Below are 11,552 nucleotides of genomic sequence, written 5' to 3' on the forward strand. Positions count from 1 at the left end.
GCAGCAAAGCAGCTCCCCTGGCCTGGGGGCGGGCTTACCCGCCCCCAGCGCAATTCCCTACAAAAATTCATTAAGCGCTGAATTATTTTGTGTCCCGTTGTATCAGATGCCATAGAGCATTGATCGACAGGGATACAGGCATGAAATCTCGCAGGAAAAGCGTCAAACCTATTGGCCTCAAGGACATCACGATCGTCGACGATGCCAAGATGAAGAAGGCGATCACCGCCGCTGCACTGGGTAACGCCATGGAGTGGTTCGACTTCGGTGTCTATGGCTTCGTCGCCTATGCATTGGGCAAGGTGTTCTTCCCCAACGCCGACCCCAGTGTGCAAATGATCGCGGCGTTGGCCACCTTTTCGGTGCCATTCCTCATTCGCCCCCTGGGCGGGCTGTTCTTCGGCGCCCTCGGCGACAAGTTCGGCCGGCAGAAAATCCTTGCCGCCACCATCGTCATCATGTCCCTTAGCACCTTTGCCATTGGCTTGATACCGTCCTATGCCAGTATCGGCATATGGGCGCCGATACTGCTGTTGCTGGCGAAAATGGCCCAGGGCTTCTCGGTGGGCGGCGAGTACACCGGCGCCTCGATCTTCGTGGCCGAGTATGCGCCTGACCGCAAGCGCGGCTTCCTTGGCAGCTGGCTGGACTTCGGCTCGATCGCCGGCTTCGTGCTGGGCGCCGGGGTAGTGGTGCTGATTTCCACGGTGCTTGGCGAAGAAAGGTTCCTTGAGTGGGGCTGGCGCCTGCCGTTCTTCCTGGCCTTGCCGCTGGGCATCATCGGCCTCTACCTGCGTAACGCCCTGGAGGAAACCCCCGCGTTCCAGCAGCACGTCGACAAGATGGAGCAGGGTGACCGCGAGGGCCTGGCGTCGGGGCCCAAGGTGTCGTTCAAGGAAGTGGCGACCAAGCACTGGCGTAGCCTGGTGACCTGCATTGGCGTGGTGATCGCCACCAACGTCACCTACTACATGCTGTTGACCTACATGCCCAGCTACCTCTCGCACAACCTGCACTACAGCGAGGACCATGGCGTACTGATCATCATCGCGATCATGGTCGGCATGCTGTTCGTGCAGCCCATCATCGGCCTGCTGAGCGACAAGTTCGGCCGTCGCCCGTTTATCGTGGTCGGCAGTATCGGGCTGTTCGCCCTGGCCATTCCGGCGTTCATGCTGATCAACAGTGGTGTGCTGGGGTTGATCTTCTCGGGGCTGCTGATCATTGCGGTGCTGCTGAACTTCTTCATCGGTGTCATGGCGTCGACGTTGCCGGCGATGTTCCCCACTCACATCCGCTACAGCGCACTGGCCAGTGCCTTCAACATTTCCGTGCTGATCGCCGGCCTGACCCCCACCATCGCCGCCTGGCTGGTGGAAAGCAGCGGCAACCTGTACATGCCCGCCTACTACCTGATGGTGATCGCCGCGGTGGGCCTGGTGACCGGCCTGACCATGAAGGAAACCGCCAACAAACCGCTGCGCGGTGCCGCACCGGCGGCATCGGACATCGACGAGGCGCGCGAGCTGCTGCAGGAACACCACGACAACATCGAGCAGAAGATCGAGGACATCGACGAGCAGATCGCCGAGCTCGAGGCCAAGCGCAAGTTGTTGGTCCAGCAGCACCCGCGCATCGATTGATCAGCGCGGCATGTAGCCACGCTGCCAGGCACGTGGAATGAACCGCGACACCAGGGCCAGCAGGCACGCCAGCACGCAACTGCCGGCCAGTGCCTGCAGGCCCAGGTGGTGTTGCAGCCAGGCGCCCAGCGCGGCGCCCAGCAGCATCCCTGCCCACGGCACCAGTTGCACCCGCCAGCCGTGGCGCCGCTCGCCCAGCAACCAGCGCCCGAGGCCGCGGCCGAAGCGTGACAGTGCACCGGTGACGTAGGTCAGGCCGATGGGCAGGCCGTTCACTTGCTCGACGACTGCGTTGATCATGCCCATGGCCAGGGTCGCGGCCAGCAATGCCGGGAAGGTGGCCGCCAGTGGCCACGCTGCGGCGCAAGCCAGCAACGCCGCCACGACCACCAGCACGGGCCAGGCCCGGCGACGGAAGCCGCGCGCCAGCACTACCCCCAACGTGTTACCCGCGACAAAGCCCAGCAAAGCGCCGCTCAGGCGCAGCACCAGGGCCATGTCAGCCTGGCTGATCGCCACCGCCAGGCGCGTGGTATTACCGCTCATGAACGATACGAAGTCGCCCAGGGCCAGCAGGCCAATGGCGTCGGTCATGCCTGCCAGCACCGAAAGCCCGGCCACCAGGCCAAGGCCGACACGGCCACGCAGCACCTGCAGGCGCAAGCGCCTGGCCGTACGGGTAGTAAGGGGATGGGGTAGCACGGGCAGGCCTCAGGGCAACAGGTTTTCGCGGGCCAGGGTGCCTTTGATGGTGCGCTCGACCACATCCACCAGCACCATGGTCTGGTGATCGACCTCGATGTTCAGCAAGTCGCCGGCAGCGTAGCTGGCGAACGTGGTCTGGCGCAGGGTTTCCGGGATCAGGTTGATGGTGACCAGGTTGTCTTCCACGTCGGCCACGGTCAGGCTGCAGCCGTTGACCCCGATGAAGCCCCGCGGGAACACGTACTTGCCCCATGGCGGCGGCATGCGGAAACGGATGAAGGCGCCGGTCTGCTCGATCGACAGTTCGACTATTTCTGCGGTCGTGGCAATGTGGCCAGCCATGAGGTGGCCGCCGACTTCGGCGTTCATCTTCGCCGAACGCTCGATGTTAACCCCCTGGCCGGCCTTGAAATTGCGCAGGTTGGTGCGTTCCAGGGTGGCCGTCATTGCATCGAACCTGACGTGGCTGCCGTCGATCTCGGTGACAGACAAGCACGTGCCCTCGACGCTGACGCTGGCGCCGATCTTCAACTCATCGAGCAGTTCCGGGGTGAGGTCGATGGTGAACTGGTTGTGGCCCGGGTAGCTGGTCACATCAAGCAGTGGGCGGACGGCCTGGACGATGCCGGTGTACATGGTGTTGCTCCTGGGCGCGAAAAGAAAACACCCGAACGCTATGCCTGTACGGCCTCAAAAGCAAGGCGCCAGCGCCCTGGTGCTGCCCAGGCATGCGGGCGGGCACACCCAGGGCGCTGGCCGGCTCACACATGCCCGGTGCTGTTGACGATCCGCAGGCACAGCGCTTCGTACGGGTCCAGGTTCACCAGCAAACGGCCATCCTCGGTCAGGTCGCCTTCTACCGTTTCGTTGATCATGTCCACCACCGGCCCTGGCGTGAAGCCCGTGAGCAGTAGCTCCTCGGCGATCACCTCCTGGCTGAAGTTCAACGCACTGATCTGGATGCCGCGCCCGGCCGGTAGCTCATGCACCATGACCAGCAACCCAGGGCTGCTGACCTCCGGCACCAGCACCTGGCGGCTGGTGGCAATGCCGTAGGCCTGGCGCACCGCGAGCAGTTTTTTCACCTTGCAGGCGAACGAGTCAGGGTTGTCCAATTGGCTGTCGAGGCTGCCATACAGCGCCCGCGCCCGCGGCATGCCGCGTACAGAGGTATCCGCTTGCGGGTCGAGCCCGGCCAGGTCGTAGCCGCCGCGGTGAATCCAGCGGGTATCGCCATCGAGCATGCGCTCGGCCACGGCTTCGCCAGGCAAGGGCAGGGCGCCGACCATGTCCCAGCCCGACAGCGCCACCACACCTGGCTGCATGGCGTTGTACATGACCAGCAGCAGGTGCAGTTTCTGGATCTGCTCGATGTCCGCCGGGCCTATCTGGTCGAGGTCGCGGATGCCCAGTGCCGCAGTGATGAGGCTGGCGGTGGTGCAGGCGATACCATTGGTGACGAAGCGCAGGTTGTAGGGCGCATGCTCGCCCGACAGGCGTTCGTAGATTTCTTCGCGGATGTGCTCGCGCAGGATGTTGCCGGGTAATGTCTGGCCCTTGTACAGGTACATGTCATGGGCATGCAGGGTCCAGAAGTGCACCAGCTCCACGGTCAATTCGTCGTGGTTCTGCAGGGCATGGATCAGTGAGGCCGGGTCGATGCCGAAGGCGTGCATTTCCTTGAGCATCAGGCGCAGGAACTCGGTGTCGCCGGTCAGCAAGGCATGTTGGTAGGCGGGCCGGGTGACGAAGTCGTAGGACAGGTCGGCACCGCCCTTGGACATTTGCGCAATGTCATCGAGGGTCAGGTTCAGCTCCTGGAAACTGAAACCGCCGGCCTTGCGGATCATGCCACCGATCAATTGGTTGCCGACCAGCGACAGCGGGTGGCTTTCCGACCAGGCGGTGCCGCTGGCGCGGGTTTCCACCCCGAGAAAACCGTTGGCATCCAGGCGCAGGCCACGTGCACCCAGGCAATCCAGGGCATGCAGGGCGTCGCCGATGATCATCTGCTGGGCGGCAAAGGTGGGGTCCAGCCAGTTCAGCGACGGCTGGCCTTCCTTGAAGTAGTGCAGGTAGACCCAACGCCGGGTCTTGCCGTCGACACCGGTGACCGGTGGGGTGGCGCTCCAGTCGGTTTCCTTGACCCCCGGCTCGAAGAAAATCACCCGCTGCAACTGCCCGACGATGTAATGGCGTGCCTTGAGCTCGTCGCACTGTGCGGGCAGCAGGTTGGCCGAGTCACGTCCGGGTGGCACCTCGGGCAGCAAGTGCCAGTCTTCCTCGCGTATCTCCACCATGTGGTACAGGCCCGGGTAGGCGCCGTAGGCCATTTCCGCCAGGCGGAAGTCGGCGCCCTTGCCGGTGTGCGAAGGGATCAGGTCGTCGATGGTCACCGCATTGTGCGCGGCGGCCATGCGGCTCATCTGGATCAGCTCCGGCTCGCTGCCATAGAGCGGGTCGATATCGAAGCTGATGCGGTCGAAGTTGCCGTCCACGCTGGGTGTGAGCTCGCGGTCGAGAATACCGCCAGACAGCTTGATCGGCCCGGTGTGCAGGCCTTGAATGCCGATTTCCGACAGGCGCTTCCACAAGGCTTCATGGGCCAGGGCACCGAGCACCGAGCAGCCCTCTGGGGCGATGATGGCATCGGGGTAAACGGTCAGCCAGACCGAGGCGATTTCAGTGGCCCGGCGGGGCTGAGCCTCGGCGTAGGGTTGTTGCCACAGGCGCGACTGGCCTGAATAAAGGCTGGCGCGCTCCTGGGAAGCCTTGAGCATGGCGCGCGCTTCGAGCCATTTCACGTATGCAGGGTCGGGCTGGGTCATTTCGCGTCCTCTTTGCGTGTCGGCACCGGCTCAGGTTATGACGGCAGAGCGGTCGGATCGTTCGGCCGGGAGCCAGGCCCTGCGCGAAATGCCTGGCACAGCGTGTTCAGCGCCGTGCAGCCCACTGCTGCGGTGCCAGGAAGGCACCGTGGAAGTAATTGCGCAAAGCCTGCATCGCCGGGCTGAACGCCCGCTCGCGGTGCCAGGCCAGCCCCACGCTCATGGGCGCTACCGGGTCGCTGATGGTCACTGTTTCGATGCGCTTGCCCTCCAGCGACCATGGCCGGTGCACCAGGTCTGACAGAATCGCTACGCCACTGCCATTGGCGACCATGCTGCGCACCGCCTCCACCGAACTGGTGCGCACGCGCACGCTGGGCCGTTGCCCGGCCTGCTGCCAATAGCGCATGGCGCTTTGCTCGGCTTCGTCCACGGTCAACAAAATGAACGGCTCTGTGGCGACATCGGCCAGGCTCACGGCCGAGCGTTCGCACAGGGGGTGGTGCGCGGGCAGCCATAGGCGGCGCTCGGAGTTGAACAGCGTTTCTGAAACGATAGCCGGGTGGGTCAGGTTGGCGGTCAGCACCACCGCCATGTCGAAACGCCCCTCCAGCAGCCCTTGCTCGATGGCACTGCGCTCTTGTTCGTAAAGTTCCAGGGTCACGTCGGGGTGCCAGTGTTCCAGGCGCTGCAAGTGGTGCGGCAGGAAGTAGCCGATCACCGTGTAGCTGGCTGCCAGGCGCAACAGGCCGCTGGCACGTATGTCCGGCAAAGGGCTGTTCAGCGCATCGTCGACGCTGCGCAGGATGACGTAGGCGCGGTTGAGGAAGTGCCGGCCGGCTTCGGTCAGGTTCATGCCCTGGGCGGAGCGCTGGAACAGCAGCACGCCGAGCATGGCCTCCAGCTCTTTGATTGCCGTGGTGACCGCCGACTGGGAAATATTGAGGTGGATGGCGGCCTGGGAGATCTGGCCGATTTCGGCAGTGGCGACAAAGTAGCGCACCTGGCGCAAGGTAAGTGACACGGCAGGCTCCCGGGGTATCTGTTTTTCCGAAGACACCCATTCTGTTTATAGATCTTCCCAAGGGGTAGGGGAGAATCTAACGTGGCTTGCATGCAGCCACAAGCGCCAGGGAGATACGGTCATGCAAGCAGTGGATTTCAACTCGGACATGGGCGAGGGCTTTGGCCCGTGGACCATTGGCGACGGCGTGGATAACGAGCTGATGGGTTACATCAGCAGCGCCAATATCGCCACCGGTTTTCATGCCGGCGACCCCGGCACCATGCGCCGTACGGTGGAGCGGGCCAAGGCCCTGGGGGTTGCCGTGGGGGCACACCCGGGGTTCCGCGACCTGGTCGGTTTCGGTCGCCGGCACATCAACGCATCGGCGCAGGAACTGGTCGACGACATGCTTTACCAGCTCGGGGCGCTGCGTGAAATCGCCCGGGCCCAGGGCGTGAGCCTGCAGCACATCAAACCCCACGGGGCGCTTTACATGCACCTGGCCCGTGACGAGCAAGCTGCACGCTTGCTGGTGGAAAACCTGCGGCTGATCGAACCGCAGTTATTGCTGTTCTGCATGCCTGGCTCGGTGATCTGCCGCATTGCCCAGGAGCTTGGCCAGCCGGTGGTGCGCGAGTTCTATGCCGACCGCGAGTACGACCTGAGCGGCTCGATCGTGTTCACCCGTAACGTAAGGGGCTACCAGCCTTTGGCGGTCGCCGAGCGCGTACTGCGGGCTTGTCGGCAAGGTGTGGTGCGCACCGTCGAGGGCCAGGACCTGGCCATCGAGTTCGATTCCATTTGCCTGCACAGTGACACGCCAGGCGCCCTCGACCTGGTCGAGGCCACGCGCAAGGCGCTGGACCAGGCTGGCATCGTGGTGCGTGCACCGCGCTGACGCTGGCATCCGGCAGCCACAGGCCGGAGCCTGATCATGTTGTTTTCGCCTGCCTTTCTATAAAGATTTCAAGAAAAGGAACAGTCATGGCCGAATCGCTTGCTACAACGCCTATCCGCTACAGCTTCGGCGCCGACGAGCACCTGTTTGCCGAGGTCAGCGAGAGCATGTCGCTGGAAGCCTTCTTCAAAGGTATGGCCGTCACCCGTGCGGTAGAGCGCCTGGCGCTGGACGGCGTGCTGGATGTGTGCTTGGCCAACGCGTCGTTCCAGGTGCGTTTCGACCCCGACCGCATCGCCCCCGATGCCCTGCTGGCAGCGGTGCGCGGTGCCGAAGCGCAGGCGGTGGCCGAGCGTTCGTTGCATACCCGCATCATTGAGATTCCGGTGCTGTACAACGACCCCTGGACCCACGAAACCTTGATGCGCTTTCGGGACCGCCACCAGGACCCGGCCAGCACCGACCTGGAGTACGCGGCCCGCATCAACGGCCTGGCCGATGTCGACGCGTTCATTGCCGCGCACAGCGGTGCACCGTGGTTCGTTTCCATGGTCGGCTTCGTCGCTGGCCTGCCGTTCATGTTCCAGATGGTCGAGCGCCAGCGCCAGTTGCAAGTGCCCAAGTACCTGCGGCCGCGTACCGACACGCCCCGCCTGACCCTGGGCCATGGCGGTTGTTTCGGTTGCATCTATTCGGTGCGCGGCGCGGGCGGTTACCAGATGTTCGGCGTCACCCCGGCACCGATCTACGACCCGCAACAGACCTTGAGCTACCTGAAGGAGCACATGGTGTTCTTCCGCCCAGGTGACATCGTGCAATTCAAACCCATCGACCGCCGCGCGTATGACCAGGCAGTGGCTGAGGTGGAGGAGGGCCGTTTCGACCTGCGCATTCGCCCGGTGGTGTTTTCCCTGGACGCATTCCTTGCCGACCCGGTCGGCTACCCGAAATCGCTGCAGGAGGTGCTGGCATGATCAAGGTACTCAAACCGGGCCTGGCGACCTCCGTGCAGGACCTGGGCCGCGAAGGCTATTACCACCTGGGCATTCCGCCATCTGGCGCGCTCGACCAGTATGCCCTGAGCGCAGCCAATTACCTGGTGGGCAACCCGCCGGGCGCTGCCGGCCTGGAATGTGCGCTGGTCGGCCCTGAACTTGAGTTCCAGGCAGATGCGCTGGTGGCAGTGTGCGGTGCGCAGATGCCCGCCTTGCTCGATGGCCGCGAGCAGCGGCCTGACACGGCATTTGCCGTGCGCGCCGGGCAGGTGCTGCGTTTCAGCTTCCCGACGGCGGGGGCGCGGGCCTACCTGGCAGTGGCGGGGGGGATTGATGTGGCCGAGGTGCTGGGTAGCCGATCGACCTACGCGCTTGGGGCCTTGGGTGGCTTCCAGGGGCGCAAGTTGTTGGCCGGTGACCTGTTGCCGGTCGGCACGCCCACCGGCACCGGCCGCGCCGGCGCAAGCCTGCCGATGGCACTGCGCCAGGCCCTGGGCGGCGAAGTGGTGCTGCGGGTGGTGCCGGGGTTGTATTTTCACCGGCTGACCGAAGCTGCTGCGCAAAGCTTCTTCACCGAAGCCTGGACGGTAGGCTCCGAGGCGGATCGCATCGGTTACCGCTACAAAGGCGGCAGTGCCTTGAGTTTCCAGCCACGGGAGCAACCGTTCGGTGCTGGTTCGGACCCTTCCAACATCGTCGACAGCTGCTACCCCATCGGCTCGATCCAGGTTCCGGCCGGGCTGGAGCCGATCATCCTGCACCGGGATGCCGTATCGGGCGGTGGCTACGCCATGATTGGCACGGTGATCAGCGCCGACCTCGACCTGATCGGGCAGATGCAGCCGAATCAGCAGGCACGCTTTCTGAAAGTCAGCCTGGAGCAGGCGCTGGAGGCACGCCGCTCTTACAAGAAGAAGCTGGCGTGCCTGGGCCGGTTGTTCAGCTGAACGGAGGACAACTGGCCGATGCGGGGGGACAAGGGCCGCCAACCCCGCCCGGCCATTTACGCGGGTTGCTGGGCCAAACCGTTACTGACGTTGCGCCCCAGCACCAGCACGGTGACGAAGCCACAGCCCACCAGGGCCGTGGCCAGGCTCAAGAGCACTGCGGTGCCCATGTGGTCCACCACTTGGCCGCCAAAGAACGAGCCTACGGCAATGATCACCTGGAACAAGGCCACGAACAGCGGCATGCCCCGCTCGACATCCTTGGGCGCGACCACGAACATCCAGATATTGGCGCAGGCCGGGAACGCGCCGAAGGCGAACCCCCACAGCGCAATCAGCATCGCCGCGCCGGTCAGGCCGGTGGCGAAGTACGGAAACAGCGCTGTGCTGGCGGCGATCAGCAGTGCCACCAGCATCAGCGAATGGCGCACACTGCGGTTGGCTGCGAAGCCGGCGAAGATATTGCCCATGAACCCGGCCACGCCATACAGCAGCAACAATGAGCCGATGGTCGGGCCGTCGAAGCCGGCGTTCTGTTTGAAGAACGGCGCTACATAGGTGTAGGCGGCAAAATGCGCCAGGCCAATCAACAGCACGGCGATCAGGCCCACACGCGCTTGCGGGTTGATGAACAGCGCCGGCAGGTCGCGCACACCAATGGCTTTTTCGGGCAAAAGCCGCGGCAGCAGCAACACCTGCGCCAGGAGCACGGGCACGCCCACCAGTGCAGTCACCAGGAAGGTCATTCGCCAGCCCAGCAGGCCGCTTAGCCAGGTGCCTACCGGCACGCCCACCACCGTCGCCAGGGTCACCCCGGCCATGATGATCGAGTTGGCCTTGGCCACGCCAACGCCCTCAGGGGCCAGGCGCCCGCTGAGGGCGATGGCCGTGGCCCAGAAGCCGCCGATGCTGACACCCAGCAGCACCCGGCCGAGCAATAGCAGGCTGAAGTCGCCCGCATAGGCGACGATGCTGTTGGCGATGATCATGATCAGCGTCAGGCCGATCAGCAGGTAGCGCCGGTCCAGCGCGCCAACGCCCACGGAAATGGCCGGGGCGGCCAGCGCGGCCATGATGCCGGGCAAGGTGACCATCAGGCCGGCGAAGCCTGCACTGATACCCAAGTCGCTGGCGACATCGTTGAGAACGCCCACCGGCAGAAATTCGCTGGTGACCAGGGCGAAGGCACCAATGGCGACCGAGAGGATCGCCAGCCACTGCTGGGTCACGCTCTGTTGATTATGTTCAGGACGGCCCCGTGGGGCCTGGCTGGCACTTGGCATGGTGGTGACTTCCAAGGAGGGATGACGCCTGTAGCAGGCGCGGGAGGGGGGATCGGCCGGGGATTATAGGGGTGGGTGTGGGCGGCCGACAGGCGAACGGCGTGATAGTGAACATCAGTGCCATCGATGAAACGCCGGGCGCAGAGCGGTTGCTGGCGAATGACGCCTCGGCGTGCAGACCGCTGACCCAAAATATTGCATGAGTCTTCTTGATGCTTTCACCTAGCAGTACTAATACTAAATCACGGCCGCAGAGGGATGATCATGCAAACACGCTTCGTTGTGGTTCCCGCAGTGCCGCTGAAAAAAGAGGTTCAGCCTCGGCGGCTTGGCTTTCCCGCTGCATTGAGCGAGGGTTACGACCTCTACGATACGCAAGACAAGGTGCGGTTGAGCCTGAACTTTGCCACCCGAGCCCAGGCGGAATTCGAGTGTGACTGTCGCAACCGCTGCCCGGATGCCGACGCTGCGGAGATCGCCGGCATGGTCTAGTCACGTACGGTGGGCCTCACCAAGGGGTGGGGGTAGCGATCAGCCGTGCTTGCGCAGGGCGGCGACCAGTTCGGCCTTGATCATGCTGGAGCGGCCTTTTATGGCTTTGCTGCGGGCTTCCTTCAGCAGGCTTTCCTTTGTCTGGCTTTCCAGTGAGCTGCTGGATGCGCGCGCGTGTCCGTGGCGGGTGTGTGCTGCCCGCCTGGCCGAATCGGCGCGGGCGGTTTTCTTCTCGCTGGCAGAGGTGCTGTTCCCTGAACCGCCTTGCTTTTCACCGCCGCCGGATTGCTTGTTGACCGTGGCCCAGGCGCGCGCTTCGGCTTCCTCTTTGGCCAGGCCTTTATCCTCGTAGGCGTGCTCGATGTGCTCGGCCTTGCGCTTCTGTTTTTCGGTGTACTTGCCTTTGTCGCCGCGTGGCATGGTGTTCACTCCTGCAGTTGTACCTGAACGGTTGAAACGCTCCCCGCCAGAGAGTGCCGGTCACTGGACGAGCGGCACCGCGGGGGCGCATCGACGACAACAGCCCCTGTGGGAGATTCTCTGGTTTCGGGCAAGGGTAGCCGCAGTATCTTCAGCGCCTGTGAGATCGAGCGCCGCCCGCGCGGCGCATCGCGAGCTGCGCTCGCTCCTACGTTTGTTTCGGGCCAATTATGCCTGGGGGATTTGCGCGCGAACCCTTTGGCGCATGCCTCAATATCGCGTCGTATGAACCAGGCGGTCGCGCGCGCCTCTCACAGGCCTCACTGGCCCGAAAC

The 11,552-nt window shown here is 64.0% G+C and carries 11 protein-coding genes; 5 read left to right on the plus strand and 6 right to left on the minus strand.

All coding sequences use genetic code 11. The features are described 5' to 3' along the window. Nucleotides 1–140: 140 nt before the first annotated feature. On the plus strand, nucleotides 141–1,643 hold the full coding sequence (proP, locus tag DMX12_RS02190) for a glycine betaine/L-proline transporter ProP (protein WP_009682151.1): 1,503 nt from the start codon (nucleotides 141–143) through the stop codon (nucleotides 1,641–1,643). Here the strand turns inward: proP and DMX12_RS02195 are convergent, their stop codons facing one another. From DMX12_RS02195 to DMX12_RS02210, 4 genes are all read right to left on the minus strand, one after another. Continuing rightward, on the minus strand, nucleotides 1,644–2,345 hold the full coding sequence (locus tag DMX12_RS02195; protein WP_110675986.1) for a YoaK family protein: 702 nt from the start codon (nucleotides 2,343–2,345) through the stop codon (nucleotides 1,644–1,646). A 9-nt stretch (nucleotides 2,346–2,354) separates the two neighbouring features. Then, nucleotides 2,355–2,984: a riboflavin synthase gene (locus tag DMX12_RS02200; RefSeq protein WP_009682149.1), complete on the minus strand. Its 630-nt coding sequence runs from the start codon at nucleotides 2,982–2,984 to the stop codon at nucleotides 2,355–2,357. A gap of 125 nt (nucleotides 2,985–3,109) precedes the next feature. Next, nucleotides 3,110–5,176, minus strand: coding sequence for a maltose alpha-D-glucosyltransferase (treS, locus tag DMX12_RS02205; RefSeq protein WP_110675988.1), 2,067 nt, complete (start codon nucleotides 5,174–5,176; stop codon nucleotides 3,110–3,112). Between the two features lie 106 nt (nucleotides 5,177–5,282). Further along, nucleotides 5,283–6,200: a LysR family transcriptional regulator gene (locus DMX12_RS02210; RefSeq protein WP_009682147.1), complete on the minus strand. Its 918-nt coding sequence runs from the start codon at nucleotides 6,198–6,200 to the stop codon at nucleotides 5,283–5,285. 121 nt (nucleotides 6,201–6,321) lie between these two features. Here DMX12_RS02210 and DMX12_RS02215 point away from each other — a divergent pair, with 121 nt between their 5' ends. The 3 genes from DMX12_RS02215 to DMX12_RS02225 all read left to right on the plus strand — a co-directional run bounded on the left by DMX12_RS02215 (nucleotide 6,322) and on the right by DMX12_RS02225 (nucleotide 9,022). Further along, nucleotides 6,322–7,080: a 5-oxoprolinase subunit PxpA gene (locus DMX12_RS02215; RefSeq protein WP_009682146.1), complete on the plus strand. Its 759-nt coding sequence runs from the start codon at nucleotides 6,322–6,324 to the stop codon at nucleotides 7,078–7,080. 86 nt (nucleotides 7,081–7,166) lie between these two features. After that, entirely contained in the window at nucleotides 7,167–8,054 is an 888-nt protein-coding gene (locus tag DMX12_RS02220) for an allophanate hydrolase subunit 1 (RefSeq protein WP_054913055.1), read from the plus strand. Then, the gene (locus tag DMX12_RS02225) at nucleotides 8,051–9,022 is read left to right on the plus strand and encodes a biotin-dependent carboxyltransferase family protein (RefSeq protein ID WP_110675990.1); all 972 of its coding nucleotides are present in this window, start codon (nucleotides 8,051–8,053) and stop codon (nucleotides 9,020–9,022) included. The genes DMX12_RS02220 and DMX12_RS02225 overlap by 4 nt, the downstream gene beginning before the upstream one ends. A gap of 56 nt (nucleotides 9,023–9,078) precedes the next feature. Here DMX12_RS02225 and DMX12_RS02230 read toward each other — a convergent pair whose 3' ends face one another. Beyond that, entirely contained in the window at nucleotides 9,079–10,305 is a 1,227-nt protein-coding gene (locus tag DMX12_RS02230) for an MFS transporter (RefSeq protein WP_110676015.1), read from the minus strand. Between the two features lie 258 nt (nucleotides 10,306–10,563). On the opposite strand from DMX12_RS02230, the gene DMX12_RS02235 reads away from it, so the two are divergent. Further along, on the plus strand, nucleotides 10,564–10,797 hold the full coding sequence (locus DMX12_RS02235; RefSeq protein WP_110675992.1) for a hypothetical protein: 234 nt from the start codon (nucleotides 10,564–10,566) through the stop codon (nucleotides 10,795–10,797). A gap of 39 nt (nucleotides 10,798–10,836) precedes the next feature. On the opposite strand, the gene DMX12_RS02240 is transcribed toward DMX12_RS02235, so the two are convergent. Further along, nucleotides 10,837–11,217: a termination factor Rho gene (locus DMX12_RS02240; RefSeq protein ID WP_110675995.1), complete on the minus strand. Its 381-nt coding sequence runs from the start codon at nucleotides 11,215–11,217 to the stop codon at nucleotides 10,837–10,839. Nucleotides 11,218–11,552 lie beyond the last annotated feature (335 nt).

Source organism: Pseudomonas sp. MB-090624 (assembly GCF_003205245.1).
Taxonomy (GTDB): domain Bacteria; phylum Pseudomonadota; class Gammaproteobacteria; order Pseudomonadales; family Pseudomonadaceae; genus Aquipseudomonas; species Aquipseudomonas juntendi.